The organism is Streptomyces sp. NPDC044061 (assembly GCF_056434305.1).
The window spans coordinates 388,872-403,736 of record NZ_JBWKFL010000003.1 but is presented as its reverse complement, the minus strand read 5'-3'; the positions used below and the strand labels follow the sequence as shown (position 1 = coordinate 403,736).

General features: G+C 74.1%; 15 protein-coding genes and 2 pseudogenes. 9 read left to right on the top strand and 8 right to left on the bottom strand.

Annotated elements, in window-relative coordinates:
• The first annotated feature begins 30 nt into the window (after positions 1-30).
• A complete protein-coding gene (locus AC07CM_RS06715; protein WP_478875237.1) occupies positions 31-2,832 on the top strand; it encodes a SpoIIE family protein phosphatase in 2,802 nt (933 codons plus the stop codon).
• Between the two features lie 77 nt (positions 2,833-2,909).
• Here AC07CM_RS06715 and AC07CM_RS06710 read toward each other — a convergent pair whose 3' ends face one another.
• Positions 2,910-3,275 (bottom strand): hypothetical protein, encoded by a 366-nt coding sequence (locus tag AC07CM_RS06710; RefSeq protein ID WP_478875236.1) that lies wholly within the window; start codon positions 3,273-3,275, stop codon positions 2,910-2,912.
• Positions 3,276-3,292: 17 nt separating this feature from the next.
• A complete protein-coding gene (locus tag AC07CM_RS06705; RefSeq protein WP_478875235.1) occupies positions 3,293-3,979 on the bottom strand; it encodes a TNT domain-containing protein in 687 nt (228 codons plus the stop codon).
• A gap of 209 nt (positions 3,980-4,188) precedes the next feature.
• On the opposite strand from AC07CM_RS06705, the gene AC07CM_RS06700 reads away from it, so the two are divergent.
• The 3 genes and pseudogenes from AC07CM_RS06700 to AC07CM_RS06690 all read left to right on the top strand — a co-directional run bounded on the left by AC07CM_RS06700 (position 4,189) and on the right by AC07CM_RS06690 (position 5,509).
• Positions 4,189-4,779: a TetR/AcrR family transcriptional regulator gene (locus AC07CM_RS06700; RefSeq protein ID WP_478875336.1), complete on the top strand. Its 591-nt coding sequence runs from the start codon at positions 4,189-4,191 to the stop codon at positions 4,777-4,779.
• A gap of 166 nt (positions 4,780-4,945) precedes the next feature.
• Positions 4,946-5,119: pseudogene (locus AC07CM_RS06695) on the top strand (SDR family oxidoreductase); the annotation flags it as partial.
• Between the two features lie 18 nt (positions 5,120-5,137).
• Entirely contained in the window at positions 5,138-5,509 is a 372-nt protein-coding gene (locus AC07CM_RS06690) for a nuclear transport factor 2 family protein (RefSeq protein WP_478875335.1), read from the top strand.
• A gap of 152 nt (positions 5,510-5,661) precedes the next feature.
• Here AC07CM_RS06690 and AC07CM_RS06685 read toward each other — a convergent pair whose 3' ends face one another.
• From AC07CM_RS06685 to AC07CM_RS06660, 6 genes are read right to left on the bottom strand one after another with little or no spacing between them, the layout of a single operon-like run.
• Positions 5,662-6,300: a poly-gamma-glutamate hydrolase family protein gene (locus AC07CM_RS06685; RefSeq protein WP_478875234.1), complete on the bottom strand. Its 639-nt coding sequence runs from the start codon at positions 6,298-6,300 to the stop codon at positions 5,662-5,664.
• A 29-nt stretch (positions 6,301-6,329) separates the two neighbouring features.
• The gene (locus AC07CM_RS06680; RefSeq protein ID WP_478875233.1) at positions 6,330-8,186 is read right to left on the bottom strand and encodes a copper resistance CopC family protein; all 1,857 of its coding nucleotides are present in this window, start codon (positions 8,184-8,186) and stop codon (positions 6,330-6,332) included.
• Positions 8,180-8,941 (bottom strand): SDR family NAD(P)-dependent oxidoreductase, encoded by a 762-nt coding sequence (locus AC07CM_RS06675; protein ID WP_478875232.1) that lies wholly within the window; start codon positions 8,939-8,941, stop codon positions 8,180-8,182. Before AC07CM_RS06675 ends, AC07CM_RS06680 begins: the two co-directional genes overlap by 7 nt.
• A complete protein-coding gene (locus AC07CM_RS06670) occupies positions 8,938-9,351 on the bottom strand; it encodes a cupin domain-containing protein (protein WP_478875334.1) in 414 nt (137 codons plus the stop codon). The genes AC07CM_RS06675 and AC07CM_RS06670 overlap by 4 nt, the downstream gene beginning before the upstream one ends.
• A 49-nt stretch (positions 9,352-9,400) precedes the next feature.
• On the bottom strand, positions 9,401-10,015 hold the full coding sequence (locus AC07CM_RS06665; protein ID WP_478875231.1) for a GNAT family N-acetyltransferase: 615 nt from the start codon (positions 10,013-10,015) through the stop codon (positions 9,401-9,403).
• Positions 10,008-12,134 carry a penicillin acylase family protein gene (locus tag AC07CM_RS06660; RefSeq protein WP_478875333.1) on the bottom strand — a complete coding sequence of 709 codons (2,127 nt, stop codon included), beginning with the start codon at positions 12,132-12,134 and terminating at the stop codon, positions 10,008-10,010. Before AC07CM_RS06660 ends, AC07CM_RS06665 begins: the two co-directional genes overlap by 8 nt.
• Before the next feature lie 75 nt (positions 12,135-12,209).
• Here AC07CM_RS06660 and AC07CM_RS06655 point away from each other — a divergent pair.
• From AC07CM_RS06655 to AC07CM_RS06635, 5 genes and pseudogenes are all read left to right on the top strand, one after another.
• Positions 12,210-12,912 (top strand): annotated as a pseudogene (locus tag AC07CM_RS06655) (siderophore-interacting protein); the annotation flags it as partial.
• 61 nt (positions 12,913-12,973) lie between these two features.
• Entirely contained in the window at positions 12,974-13,567 is a 594-nt protein-coding gene (locus tag AC07CM_RS06650; protein WP_478875230.1) for an HhH-GPD-type base excision DNA repair protein, read from the top strand.
• 62 nt (positions 13,568-13,629) lie between these two features.
• Positions 13,630-14,298, top strand: coding sequence for an HdeD family acid-resistance protein (locus AC07CM_RS06645; RefSeq protein WP_478875229.1), 669 nt, complete (start codon positions 13,630-13,632; stop codon positions 14,296-14,298).
• Positions 14,299-14,375: 77 nt separating this feature from the next.
• Positions 14,376-14,690, top strand: coding sequence for a hypothetical protein (locus AC07CM_RS06640; RefSeq protein ID WP_478875228.1), 315 nt, complete (start codon positions 14,376-14,378; stop codon positions 14,688-14,690).
• A gap of 45 nt (positions 14,691-14,735) precedes the next feature.
• Positions 14,736-14,861 carry a hypothetical protein gene (locus AC07CM_RS06635; protein WP_478875227.1) on the top strand — a complete coding sequence of 42 codons (126 nt, stop codon included), beginning with the start codon at positions 14,736-14,738 and terminating at the stop codon, positions 14,859-14,861.
• Positions 14,862-14,865 lie beyond the last annotated feature (4 nt).

Below are 14,865 nucleotides of genomic sequence, written 5' to 3'. Positions count from 1 at the left end.
GGCTTGCCGAAGCGGTGTTATCAAGGGTGTATGGAGGTATTTTCCGGGCGCTCCGGCGGCCCGGAGCGTCTTCCGTCCGCCGGACGATCGCGAGAACCGCGCGCTTCCCTGCTCGACCTGCGCAGTGCGGCGGGACAGGTGTTCCTTCTCCAGGTCGTCATCGTGGTGCTGCTGGTCCTGGGCGCGATGGCGGCGATGGTGCTGCAGGCGGCGGGGAACGCGCTGCAACAGGGGCGCCGGGAGTCGGTCGTCGCGGCCCAGTCGTTCGCGAGTGCCCCCGGTGTGGCCGAGGCGATGCAGAGCCCGGACCCGACAGCGGTGCTCCAGCCGCGGGCCGAGGAGGCGCGCAAGCGTGCGGGCGTGGACTTCGTCGTCGCCATGAACACGGAGGGGATTCGCTACACGTACCCCTACAAGGGGGAGATCGGGAAGAAGTTCGTCGGCACCATCGCACCGGCGCTGCAGGGCCGTACCGTCGTCGAGCAGGCCGGCGGGCCGCCGCTGCCCGCGGGCAGGGGGACGGCCGTGCAGGCCGTGGTCCCGGTGACCGACTCGCACGACAAGGTGGTCGGTCTGGTCTCCGCCGGAATCACGGTCAGGAACGTGGCGGCCCTGTGGATGCCCGAGCTGCCGATCATCCTGGGCAGCGGCGCGGTCGCGCTGGCGCTGGCCACGGCCGGGACGACGCTGGTGTCCCGGCGGCTGCGGCGGCAGACGCGCGGGCTCGCCCCGGCGGAGCTGGCGGAGCTGTACGAGCACCACGAGGCGGTCCTGCACGCGGTGCGGGAGGGAGTGCTGATCACCGACGCCGACGGACGACTGCTGCTGGCGAACGACGAGGCGAAGCGGCTGCTCGGACTGCCGGCGGACGTGCACGGGCGCCCGGTGACCGAGGTGGGCCTGCCGGAGCCGATCATGCGCCTGCTGTCGTCGCCGGAGCCGGTCACCGACGAGGTGCGGCTGGCCGGAGACCTGCTGCTGGCGGTGAACAAACGGCCGACGTATCCGCCGGGCGGCCGGGACGGCAGCGTGGTGACCCTGCGGGACACCACGGAACTGGCGGCGGTCTCGGGGCGGGCCGAGGTCGCGCGGGAGCGGCTGAAGCTGCTGTACGAGGCCGGGGTGGGGATCGGTACGACGCTGGACGTGGGGCGTACCGCGCAGGAGCTGACCGACGTGGCGGCGCCGCAGTTCGCCGACCTGGTGACGGTGGATCTGCTCGACGCGGTGCTGCGGGGCTGGGAGCCGACGGCGGAGGGCTGGGGGCATCTGCGCCGGGCGGCGATCGGCGGCGACCAGCGGATGATGCCGGTGTACGCGCTGGGCGAGATGATCACGTTCTCGCCCGGGGCCCCGCAGATGCGGACGCTGCGGGAGGGAAGAGGCGTGCTGGAGACGGATCTGCGCCAGGCGCAGGGGTGGCGGGAGCAGGATCCGGAGCGCGCCCGGAAGGCCCTGGAGTGCGGGTTGCGGTCGCTGGTGACCGTGCCGCTGCGGGCGCGGAACGTGCCGCTGGGCGTGGCGAACTTCTACCGGACGGACGGTTCCCCGGTGTTCGAGCCGGAGGACCTCTCCTTCGCGGAGGAGCTGGCCGCGCGGGCGGCGGTGGCCATCGACAACGCCCGGAGGTTCACCCGGGAGCACGCGATGGCGGTGACGCTGCAGCGCAGTCTGCTGCCGCGGGGGCAGCCGGAGCAGGACGCGCTGGAGGTGGCCTGGCGGTATCTGCCCGCGGAGGCGGGGGTGGGCGGGGACTGGTTCGACGTCATCCCACTGCCGGGCGCCCGAGTGGCCCTGGTGATGGGTGACGTCGTCGGTCACGGCCTGCACGCCGCGGCGACGATGGGCCGGCTGCGCACGGCGGTGCACAACTTCTCCACCCTGGACCTGCCCGTGGACGAGGTGCTCGGGAACCTGGACGACCTGGTCGTGCGCATGGACAACGAGGAGGACACCGGCGACGCCGCGGAGGACCACGAGGGGGAGGGGGTGACCGGGGCGACCTGTCTGTACGCGGTCTACGACCCGGTGGCGGGCGCCTTCACGATGGCCCGCGCGGGACATCCGGAACCGGTGGTGGTGCACCCGGACGGGACGGTCAGCTGTCCCGGCGTGCCCGCCTCGGCGCCGCTCGGCCTGGGCGGCTACCCCTTCGAGACCGCCGAGGTGTCCCTGCCGGAGGGTTCCCAACTGGTGCTGTACACCGACGGTCTGGTGGAGAACCGCGCCCATGACATCGACGTCGGGATGAAGCGGCTGCGCCGGGCGCTGGAAGGGTCCGGGGACCGCACTCCGGAGGAGACGTGCCGGTCGGTGTTCGAGGCGCTGAGGCCCGATCACCGCTCCGACGACATCGCGCTGCTGGCGGCGCGCACCCGGGTGTTCCCGCCCTCGCGCGTGGCCGAGTGGGACGTGCCGCAGGACCCGGCGCTGGTTCCCTCGGTGCGGGCGCGCTGCCGGAAGACGCTGCTGGAGTGGGGGCTCGAGGAGACCGCGTTCACCGCCGAGCTGATCCTCAGCGAGCTGGTCACGAACGCGATCCGGTACGGTTCGCCGCCGGTCGGCGTACGGCTGCTGCGCGGCCGCTGTCTGATCTGCGAGGTGTCGGACGGCAGCGGGACCTCGCCGCGCCTGCGCCGGGCGGCGACCACGGACGAGGGCGGCCGGGGGCTGTTCCTGGTGGCGCAGTTCGCCCAGCGGTGGGGGACGCGGTACACGCCCCGCGGCAAGGTCATCTGGGCGGAACAGGCGCTGCACGACGGCGCGCCCGCCGTCATCGGCCACGCACCGGTCGACTTCCTTCTCGAGCAGTTCGACGACCCCGGTGCGTGAGCCCCTACGGCACGGAGACCCGCGTGCCGGGGCCCGGCCGGTTCACCGGCCCGGCCCCGGACGCGAGCTTCCAGCGCTCAGGGATCCGTGTCCTCGTCGTGTTCGGCCCGGTCCGCGCGTGCGAAGTCCTCCCAGGCCCGCCGCTGGATCTCCGCCGTGTCGGCGAGGAGTTCGTCCAGCGGTTCCGGCGCCCCTGAAGGGGGAGGGGGCACCCGAGTGAGCTTGTCGTAGAGGTACTCGCAGGCCTCGGCTTCGGTACCGAAACGCCGCACCACACCGTCCCGGGAGCGCTGGCGCACGCCGACCATCCATGCGCCCGCCTCTTGGCGCAGGAAGTAGTAGGCGTCCGGCTGCACGGGCACGTCGTGGACACCGGGAATCTCGTAGAACGCCTCGGGAACCTCCGCCTCGCGGAGTCTTTCCACGAGTTCCGCGATGTCCATGCCCTCGCCTCCCCGGATCAGGTCACCGGCAACGCGTCCAGGAACCGGGCCGACACGAGGTCGGCGACCGAAGAGGTCGTCACGTACTGGAGTCCCAGGCCGGGTTGGCCGAACCAGGGCCTGATCGGGCCGGCGTGCACGGTGAACGGCTTGCGGACCCGGTACAGGTGGTAGCTGTACGGAAACGTGTCGACGTAGGTGTCGAGGTTGCTCGGAGGGATCGCGCGCTTGGCGTAGGGCGTGCCCGCGGGGGCCAGGAAGTTGCCGAAACCGCTGCCGAACAGGTCGACCAGCCGGCCCTTGCGGAGCGTCACGGAATGCTCGACGGGCTTGCCGTTCTTCAGCACGAAGCCCTGGTGATCGGGGTACCACCAGCCCGACTTGCCCGTCTGCGGGTCCGTCTGCCAGTAGCACCCGAGGAACCAGTAGGGGGAGGTGGCGTCCGTGCGGTGATGGCCCCGCAGCAGCTTGCCGAGCGTGCCCGCCCCAGGGAGGTGCCGCGGGCCCAGCCGCCAGTCGTCCAGGAAGTACTTCTGGAGGGCCGTCGTGGGCGCGGTGTTGCTCCCGCGGTCCCGGTGCGTGGTCGGGCAGTGGACCCCGCCTGCCGTGCGGGGGTGGTCGGCCTGGGCCGTGGCCGGCGTGATGCCGACCAGGAGGAGGAGCGTCGCGAGGGCGCTCCCCACGAAGGCGCGCAGTACGCGCATCCGGTTTTCCCCTCTCTTCCGGCACCCACGGGGCGCCGTGCATGTCGTGGCACCCACTTCACGCGTGGCATATGCCGGAAAGATGGAGGCATCACGGAAAGTCACCCGTACCGACGAGGCGGACTCCCCGGATGGCGGACAACCGCCGGGAGATAGTCGACCGGTCGTAAACTTGCCGCACGGGACGCACCAGTGATGCCAGGGAGAAGATCCTCAGCGCCGCGCGGTCGCTCATCGAGTTGCGCGGTTACTCGGCTCTGGGGGTGGCCGAGATCTGCAAGACGGCTGGTGTGCCGAAGGGGAGCTTCTACTACTTCTTCGAGTCCAAGGAGGCCCTCGCCCTGGCCGTCGTCGACGAGCACTGGGCCGGTCAGAGGCGCGCCTGGGAGGCCGTTCTGGGCGGTGCGGGGGAACCGCTGGGGCGGCTGCGCCGGCTGTTCGAGGCGACGGAGGCCGAGCAGCGCGCCGGGCAGCGGAACTGCGGCACGGTCTCGGGCTGCCTGTTCGGGAACCTCAGCCTGGAGCTGAGCAACCAGACGGAAGCCGTCCGTGCCCGGCTCCAGGAGATCTTCGACGCGCAGGTCGAGATGGTCGAGGCGGTCGTCGCCGAGGCTCTCGAGCGGCAGCAGGCGACGACGGACGACACCCGGGAGGCGGCGCGGGCGGTGGTCGCCCAGCTCGAGGGCCAGGTGCTGTTCGCCAAGCTCTACAACAGCCCCCAGCGTCTCGGTTCCCTGTGGGACAACTGCCTCGCCCTGCTGGGCGCACTCGCACAACCCCGGGCCGCGGCCGGCGTCTGACGGCCACGGCGGGGGCGGCTCAGCAACAGGCCAGGGGCCGAACGCGGCCTCAGGAACCGTCGACGACCGCGGGCTGCCGTACCGGAGTGCCGTCGCGCAGCGGCACCGTGCCGTGCGGGAAGCCGATGCGGAGGACGGCGGCGGCCGCGGCGGCGGTCAGGACCACGGTGGCATCAAGACCCCCATGCACGCCGAGGAGACGCATGAGTTCCTCGCCGCCCTGCACCCGGTCGGGCGGATGGGCGAGCAGAGCGACATCGTGGACGCGGTGATCTACTTGGAGAACGCCCCCTTCGTCACCGGCGAGATCCCGCACGTCGACGGCGGCATGAGCGCGGGCCGCCGAAGGAGAACGGTGATGAACGGAACGTCGGACACCGAGGCGATCCTGCGCGGCGTCCTCGACCAGTGGAAATCGGGCGTCGACCGCCACGAACCGGACCGGGTCGCCTCCCTGTTCACCGAGGACGCGGTCTTCCAGGGGCTGCACCCCTACAGCGTCGGCCGGCCGGGCGTCGCCGAGTACTACGCGTCCCAGCCTCCCGGGCTGGCGGCCGCGTACCGCGTGCTGGAGAGCAGACGGCTCGCCGAGGACGTCGTGCTCGGATACCTGGCCGTCGACTTCTCCTTCACCGACCGGCCGACGCTGAAGGTGACCCTCGGCGTGGTGCTGAAGCGGGTGCGGGACGAGTGGCTCATCGGCCACTACCAGGTCTCCCGCCAGGACTAGGGCCTCTCTTTCGGATCTTGCCGGGGGCGCGGGGCCCGGCACGCGCATCTGCCGCATCGTCGTCACTCGCCGACTCCCCCACCGCGTCGACTCCCTCCTCCGCCTTGCAGCTGCACGCACCGGACCCCGCTTGGCCCGGACAGCAGGCGCCGTCACTCCGAGCCGGCCGGATCGGAAAGAAAGGCCCTGGTCCGGCGCTCCGCCGTCAGCCGCTCGACCCCGGCGGTCAGCGCGTCCGCCACCGCCCGCGGGGGAAGGTCCGGAGCACCCTGGACCTTCCCCGGCCGCTGGGTCCGTGCGGCCAGGGGCAGTTCGACCTGGACGCCTGCCGCCGCGGTCAGGTTCACGGGGTTGCGCGGGTGCAGGCCCCGCAGCCCGGCCGGGATGCCGTCCATCTCGGCGACGGTCTCGAAGTCCGGGGCCAGAAGCGTGAGGCTGTGGGCCAGCGTGCGGGCCGCCTCGCGGTTGGTGCCGCCCAGGAAGATCGCCCGGGGGGCCTCGGGCCGCAGGTGGCCGTGCAGGGACACCACCACCGCCACGGAGGCGAGGAACTCCCGCAGGGCCGCGCAGTGGGGCACGGACATCCGCTGCGAGGGAATGTGGACCGGCCGGCCGGCCGGCTGGGTGAAGACCAGCGCGGTCGCTCCCGTGCGGGCCGCCACCTCCTCGGCCAGCTCCGCCGTGCCGCCCTCCGTGCCGCCGTGCAGGGCCAGCAGCCCGACGTCCGACCCGGTCCTCAGGGCGGCGGCGAACTCCACGCCCTCGATCACCACTCGCTCGCTGCGCGCCATCTCGCCCTCTCCCCCGGACCCCGTGACCGCTACCGCACCAACCGCACGGCCTTCGACACGGTCACCTGGTCCACCTCCGACACCCGTACCGTCACCTTCATGGTCCACGTCCCCGGGATCGGCACGTCGAAGGAGTCGGCCGCCCAGTAGCCGCCCCGGTCGGTGACTCCTGTGTCCAGGGGCCCGATCCGCTGGGCGGGGAGGGTGAGCGTGATGCGCAGTTCGGGGACCGCGGCCAGACCGCCGTCGGGGCCGTAGACCACCGCCTGGACGGAGTTCGCGCCGACCCGGCCGGGGTCCAGGGTGATCTGGACCCTGCCGTGACCGCCGGGGGTGCCCACGTCGAAGGGGATCGTGGTGACCGAGGCGGCCGGGATGCCGGTCGCCCGTGTTCCGGACCGCGCCGCCTCGGCCGCCGCCCGGCCCGGCAGCGTGCTCGTCAGGAGGGTCGTCAGGACGAGCACCACCACCCCCACCGCCACCTCGGCCAGCACCGAGCGGCGGAGGCGGTCGGGCAGCGGGTGCGGTGCGGCGGGGGGCTCCGGGGGCTCGGGGAGCGGGGGGCCGCCGGCCGGTTCGGGGACGCGGTCGCGGGCCGGTGCCGGGGACGGGCTCGCCAGGCGGGCCGTCCAGCGGCGGGAGCGGGACGCCGCCGCGAGCAGCAGGGTGACCGCCGCCAGTTTCGCCAGCAGCAGCCGCCCGTACGTGGTGTCGGTGAGCGCCTGCCAGGAGCCGAGGCCGCGCCAGGACTGGTAGACGCCGGTCGCCACCAGGACCGTCACCGAGGCGAAGGCCAGGCGGGAGAAGCGGGTGACGACCCGGGTAGGCAGGGCGCCCGGGTCCGGGGCCGGCCGGCGCAGGGTCAGCAGCAGGGCCGTCAGACCGCCCAGCCAGGCCGCCATCGTGAGCAGGTGGAGGGTGGCCGAGGCGATCGCCAGCGGGACCTGGAGGCCCGCCGAGGCGTGCTCCGAGGCCGCCCAGGTCAGCGCGAGGGCGACGGAGAGGGCCGCGGCGGCGGTCAGGGCGGCCCGGCGCGGGACCCGGCGCCTCCACCGCCTCAGGGACAGCGCGCAGGCACCGGCCAGGAGCAGCAGGGCCAGGCGGGCGAGGAGGAGTTCGCCGGGGCGGGTCGTCGCCGTGCGGGTGACGGAGGAGAGGGCGAACGCCGAGGCCGGGGCGGTGCCCTCCTCGTACGGGGCCCTGAGGAGGAACAGGGCGGCCGTCGCGGACGCCAGGACCCACCAGGCGGCCAGGGCCCGCCGGCGCAGATGGGCCCGGCTCGGCGGGCGGCAGTACGCGACGAACGCCATCGTGCCCAGGAGCAGCGCCACGGACAGGTAGGCGAGGTAGCGCGCGATGTTGTAGAGGCTGGTCGTCGCCCGGTTCTCCGCGCGCTCCGGGAGGACGCTCGTCGTCGCGGTGCGCTTGCCCACCGAGAAGGTGAGCGCGCCGGACACCGGGTGGCTGTCCGCCGACACCACCCGCCAGGCCACCGTGTAGGTGCCGGTGCCCAGCCGGGCGGGCAGAAGGACGCGGGCCGAGTCGGAACGGCCGGGCGCGTGCTCCGCCTCGCCGGTGCGCACGCGGTGGTTCCCGGGGTCGTAGACGCGGAAGGAGTCGGTCAGCAGGCCGACCGACTCCGTGAAGGTCAGCGTCACCTGACGGGGTGCCGACCTGAGGACCGTTCCGTCGGCGGGGTCCGTGTCGCGCAGGGCCGCGTGGGCCGAGGCGGGGGCCGCCGTACCGAGGAGGAGCAGGAACAGGCCCGCGCACAGGACGGTCAGCCGCCGCAGCCATATGCGTTCGTAGCGCACCCGATCCCCTCCGTCGCCCGGCCCGCACGTCCTCCGTATACGTACGCGGGGATCGGCCGCCGCGCTCACCATGTCGGCCGGGCCGACACTCCGCCGTCCACCACCAGGTCGTGTCCGGTGATCCAGGAGGCGAGGGGCGAGGCGAGGAACACGCAGGCGTCGGCCACGTCCCGGGCGCGGCCCAGGCGGCCGGTGGGGACGGCCCCGAGCCAGCGGCGCACGCCGTCCGGCCAGGCCTCGGCCAGGCCCTCCCGGTCGATGAGGCCGGGCGAGACCGAGTTGACGCGGATGCCGTGCGGGCCGTACTCCAGGGCGGCCGCACGGGCGTGCATGACGACGGCCGCCTTGGCGGCGCTGTAGTGGGCGTGGCCGGGGGCGGGGTGGGCGGCCTCGATGGAGGCGATGTGGGTGACGGTGCCGCCGCCGTGCGCGCCCATGTGGGCGGCGGCGGCCTGGGTGCAGGCGAAGACGCTGGTGAGGTCGGTGTCGACGACCGTGCGCCAGTCGGCCGCCGTCATGCCGGCCAGCGGCTGGACGGGCTGGACCGCCGCGTTGTTGACGACGGCGGTGAGCCGGCCGCCGGACCACTCGGTCGTCTCGCGGACCAGCCGGTGGCAGGCCGCCTCGTCCGTCAGGTCCGCCCGCAGTACGACCGCCTCGCCGCCCAGTTCCCGGACGCGCGCGGCGACTTCGCCGGCCGTCTCGACCGCCGTACGGCAGTGGAGGGCCACCGCGGCGCCCTCCTCGGCGAAGCGCAGGGCGATGGCGCGGCCGATGCCGCCGCCCGCGCCGGTCACCAGGGCGGTCTGTCCGTCGAGCAGGGTCATGGGCGGCACAGTTCCGCGATGCGGGCGGCCTCGGCCGGGTAACGCGCCGTGAGGTCCTCCGCGTCGCCGTGTTCGTAGCCCTCGTAGGTGAATCCGGGTGCCATCGTGCAGCCGAAGAAGGTCCATGCGCCGCCGGACGCCACCCGGGCGCCCATCCAGGTGCCGGCGGGCACGGTGAGCTGGAGGTGCTGGCCGGTGTTCAGGGCGGGGCCCAGGACGGCGGTGCGGGTCGTGCCGTCGGGGGCGAGGAGCAGGAGGTGGAGCGGGTCGCCCAGGTAGAAGTGCCAGATCTCGTCGCTGGGCAGGCGGTGCAGGGCGCTGAAGTCGTCGGCGGTGAGCAGGGCCACGACGGCGGAGCCCTCGGGGCGGCCGTCCGCCCGCTCGGGCCCCGCCCAGGTACGCCGGAACATGCCGCCCTCGCGGGGGATCGGCTCCAGCCCGTAGTGGGCGATCAGTTCGTCAGGCGTGGTCACCCGGGAAGGCTACCGCCCTGGTCAGGAAGGCCAGTTGGGCGTGCTTCTCGGGCAGGTGCACGTCCGGGAGGTCCACCTCGGGCAGGACGACCGCGGGACCCGGCTGGAAGCCCTGGCGTTCGAAGCGGGCGATCGCCCTGGTGTTGCGTACGTCCGGGTCGACCACGATCCGCCGGCGGTCCAGCTCCAGCAGGACGTACGACGTCATGGCGGTCAGCAGGGCCGCGGTCCAGCCGGGCCGCCCGCCGGCCGGTCCGGCGGGCGCGAGGAGGATGTGGACGCCGATGTCGCCGGGGCGCACCTCGTAGCACTCGCCGACCCGGTCGGCGTCGGGCTCGTAGGTCTGGAGCAGGGCGGCCGGTTCGCCGTCCTTGGCGACGAGGTGGGCGTGGTGGGTGTCGAGGGTGGCCAGGTGGGCGTAGACCTCGGCCACCTGGTCCCTGGTGAGGCCGGTCATGCCCCAGAACGCGGCGCGTTCCTCGCTCACCCAGGCGTGGATCACCGCCGCGTCGGCCGCCGGGTCGAGGGGGCGGACGCGGACGGTGCCGAAGCCGTCGATGTGCCGCTCGTGGGGGGAGGCGGGGGCGTGCGGGTCAGTCATCGGTCTCCTCGGTGTGTTCGAGCGTGAGTCGGGTCCAGTCGGTGACCACAGGGGCGAGCTCTCCCCTTAGCCACAGGGGGAGTTGGTCACGGTGGTGGGCTGCGCCCGGGACGCCGTCGGCACCGAAGGGGACCACCCAGCGGCTGTCCTCGCGGCGGGCCAGGTCCCAGACGTAGCGGGCGGCCGGGCCACGGGCCGCGAGGTCGGTGAGACCGGGGACGGCCGAGGTGCACAGCACGCAGTCGTGGTCGCCCGCGAGACCCGGTTCGTCGTACGGCTCCCCCGGCAGCGCCCGCCAGGGGGCGAGGCGGTGGGTGCCGGACCAGGGGCCGGCGGGCGGTGCGGCGGCGACCTCCTCGACGGCGGCGCGCACGGCCGCGCTCCGGTCGACGCCGTACAACTCCTCGGCCCTCAGCAGGTGTTCGAGGGCGTATCCGATGCGGGGGACGAGGGCCAGCCAGGGCCGCAGGATCTCCGGGAGGGCGGGGGGTTCGGCGAGGGCGGCGAACACCGGGTGCGCGGCGAGCCGGCGTACGACCGCCGTGCGCACCGCCGCGTAGACCGCGGCGTCGCCGCTGTCGGCGTCCATGCGGCGGTTCCAGGCCAGCAGGCGGTCGCGGAGACGGGCCGCCTCGGGGGTGAGGCTTGTCAGGGCGGCGAGGTGGTCGAGGAGGGGGCCCGCGGAGGCGAGGTGGGTGTCGGTGTGGACGGCGCTCTGGTCGGCGGCGGACCAGGTGTGGCGCCGCCGCAGCAGGGCGCGGATGCGGTCGGCGCGGTGCGGTGGGGCGAACTCGACGCCGAGGGGTGCCGCCGGGCCGCGCTGGTTGGCCATCACGGCGATGCCGTCGGTGAGCCCGGCGTACGGCGTCTCGTGCCAGCCCTGCCACTCGTGGCCGGGGTGCCAGGCGGGGACCGGGCGGATGCGGTTGGCCGCCGCCCGGACCGGGACCCGGCCCGCGACCCGGTGCAGGAGGCCGCCCTCGGTGTCGGCGGCCTGTACGACGTTCACGGGCTCGACCCAGGTGTCGAAGGCGCTGTCGACGTCCTCGACCCGGCGGGCACGGAGGAGGGGGAGAAGAGTGCTGAACCCGAGGTCTTCCGTCACCCGGGGCGGACAGCGCAGGGCGAGGGCGGTGGGCTCGGCCTCCTCGCCTCCGCCTCCGGCGCCGTCGGCACCGGCGACTCTCGCTTCCAGCCCCTCCGGTCCCCCGGCGATCACCGGTCCCCGCTCCGTCTCGATGATCTCGATCTCGACGGGGCGTTCGCCTGCGACGGCCACGGTTTCCGTGTGTCGGTGGGCACGGTGCCAGGTGCCGTCGGGGGCCAGTGCCTGTACCCCCGCGCCCGTGCGCCGCAGGCGTTCGCGGTACAGGTCCTGGTAGTCGGCCATGGCGTTGGTGATGGACCAGGCGACCGAGCCGGTGTGGCCGAAGTGGGCGATGCCGGGGACGCCGGGGACGGCGAGGCCGATGACGTCGAACTCGGGGCAGGCGAGGCGGATCTGCTGGTAGACCCCGGGGTCCTCGATGAAGCGGTGCGGGTCGCCGGCGAGCAGGGGCCGGCCGGTGGCGGTGCGGTCGCCGGAGAGGAGCCAGCCGTTGCTGCCCGCGGTGCCGGGGCCGTCGGTGGCGAAGAGCCCGACCGCCTCGGGGCCGAGGTGCCGTACCGCCACCTCGCGCCAGAGCTTGGCCGGGAAGCCGGCGAAGAGGATGTGGGTGGCGAGCCAGACGCCGAGCGGGGTCCAGGGGTGCCAGGAGCCGGGGGTGAGGCCGGCGCGGGCGAACTCGGGGGCGCGGCGGGCGCCCTCGGACAGGCCTTCGTTGACGCCGTCGACGTACGACCGCACCCAGTCCGCCGTCTCCGGGTCGCGGCGCTCGAGGGCGGTGAAGCACCGTCTCGCGGTGTCGTCGAGACGGGCGCGGCGGGCGAAGACGTCCCAGGACAGGGCGGGTGCGCCGAGGAAGGCGGCCGAGGTGCCCCGGGAGCGGTGCCGTTCCACCTCGATCTGCCAGGCGCGGTCCAGGGCGGTGACCCGGCCCTGCGCGCGGGCGAGGGCACGGGCACCGGAGGCGCGCAGGTGGGGGATGCCCCAGGTATCGCGGTAGGTCTCGGTGGTCACCCTGAACACCCCTTCATTTTAGGTTAGCCTTGCCTAAGTCGATATGGGGAATCGTACGCGAGGGACGGGCACACGATGGGGCAGGGGCGGGGATGGGAGGGCGCGGTCCTGCGCCTGCCGGGTGCGAAGGACTTCCGGTGCACCGACGTCGAGGCCGAGGACGTCACCCCGTACTACCGGCGGCTGCGGCTCGGCGACGGCGGACTGCTCGCCGCGACCGGCGTCCACCCCAGGATGTGGGTCCGGTTGTGGTTCTCCGACGGCGGCCGCCCGCACCAGCGGGCCTGCACCCTGGCCGATCCGGACCCGCGCACCGGCACCTTCGGCCTGGAGTTCACGCTGCACGAGGGGTGCGCCTCGGACCGGGCGCGCACGGCACGGCCCGGCGACACCGTCGAGGCGACCGTCCAGGGCACCGGCCGGCATCCCGACCCCTCGCACCTCGTCGCCGTCGGCGACCCCGCATCGCTGCCCGCGATCAACTCCCCGCTCGGCGCCCTCGGTCCGGTCCCGGCGACGATCCGGTTCGAGGGCACCCTGGACGGGCTCCCCTGCCGTGCCGACCCGGCCCGGCACGAGATCCGCGAGGTGCCCAGGCGCGATGCGGGCGCCGGCCTCGCCGCCCGGGTCCGCGCCGAGCCGCCGGCGGTACTCGACGGCATCCCGCACCCGTACGTCTGATCGCCTGCGACACGGCCACGACCCGCACCCTGGCGTCGTACGTGCGCCGGGAGCCGTGCCGAAAGCCCGGGTCCACGCCCTCGGGTACTGGCGGGCGGACCGAGCGAAGGGCGCCACCCCCGGCTGCGCCCCGCACGACGGCAGGCGATCATCGACCCATGGACGTCACTCTGCACCTCGCCCAGGACCCCGACGCCGACGCGCTGCTCGGGCGCAGCCCGCTCGCCGCGCTGACCGGGATGCTGCTGGACCAGCAGATCCCGATGGAGTGGGCGTTCAAGGGGCCGGCGACCATCGCCGGGCGACTGGGCGCCGACGACCTGGACGCGCACGAGATCGCGGCCATGGACCCGGAGGCCTTCGCCGCGCTGCTCTCCGAGAAGCCCGCCGTGCACCGCTACCCGGGCTCGATGGCCAAACGGATCCAGCAGCTGTGCCAGTACCTGGTCGAGCACTACGACGGAGACGCCGAACAGGTCTGGAAGGACGTCCAGGACGGGCGGGAGCTGCTGAAGCGGCTCCAGGAGCTGCCCGGCTTCGGCAAGCAGAAGGCACAGATCTTCCTCGCGCTGCTCGGCAAGCAGCTGGACGTGCGGCCCACGGGCTGGCGGGAGGCCGCCGGAGCCTACGGGGAGGCGAAGTCCTTCCGGTCCGTCGCCGACATCACCGGGCCCGAGTCGCTGGCCAAGGTGCGCGCCCACAAGCAGGAGATGAAGGCGGCGGCCAAGGCCGCCAAGGCCGAGCGGAAGTGACCCCCGACCCGGGTGGCCCTTCTCCGCTGGCGGGGCCGGCCGGAACGGTCCAAGCATGAAGCATGACCGAGGCACCCAGCGGCGGCCCCTCCTGGGACCGTGAGTACGACGACCGGAACGTCCACGCGGGCCACGCACCGCAGGGCCACCACGAGCCCGAGCCGCCCTTCGAGGGCCCCCTGCACGCCCTGTCCCGGGCCGCCTGGCAGGTCGTCCTGGGCACCGGCGTCGTCTCGCTGGTCCTCGGCGTCCTGGTGCTCGTCTGGCCGAGCCAGTCCCTGGTCGTGGCGGGTGTCCTGTTCGGCGTGTACCTCCTGGTCAGCGGTGTCTTCCAGCTGGCCGCCGCCTTCGGCACCCACCAGCGGACCTCCCTGCGCGTGCTGGCCTTCATCAGCGGCGCCCTGTCGATCCTGCTCGGGCTGTTCTGCTTCCGCGGGCCGATGCAGTCGACCCTGCTGCTCGCCCTGTGGATCGGCATCGGCTGGCTGATCCGCGGGATCACCCAGACCCTGGCCGCCGCCTCCGACAGCCGCATGCCCGCCCGGGGCTGGCAGATCTTCCTCGGGGTCGTCACGTTCGTCGCCGGCATCGTGCTGATCGACGCGCCGTTCCAGTCGGTCGCCGTACTGACCCTGGTCGCCGGCTGGTGGCTGGTGATCGTGGGTGTCGTGGAGATCGTCACCGCGATCCGCGTCCGCGGCCACGCGCAGCGGGTCCCGCGCACGCTGTGATCCCCGTGGTGGGCCGAACGGGTGGATCTCGCGCGCCGCGCGATGCGGTGCGGCCGCCGCGCGGGCACAGTCCTGCCGTGAGCGGGACCCAGGGCCTCCCCCGCGGCCACACCTGGCTGCGCGTGGTCGTGCTGCTCCTCGCCGTGTGGGTGCCCGGCGCCCATCTGCAGGCACAGGCGGCACCCGCGCCGGCCGTCTCGGCCGAGCACGACGTCCTCGACACCCTGCTGCGGCCGCCCGCCCGCGCCCTGCACCGGCCCGACGCGCCCGAGCGCACCGCCACCCCGCCCGATCCGGCGGCACCCGTCCGTCCGGCGCCCGGCCCGTGCCCGGCCGCGCCGCGGCCGCCGTACACCGTGCCCCTGCTGAGAACGGTGGTCCTGCGCTGCTGACCGTGCCTCGCCCCCAGGCCCGTCAGCTCGACGCAAGGAACAGCCATGCCCACAGACCCGTACGCGGTCCTGCGCGCCCTGCTGCGCGCGGAGGCCAGGCGCAGCGCGCCGCCCCGGCCGGAAGGAAAGAACCCGCAACCGCGGCAACCGGCGAAGGAGGACGGCCGCTGACCCT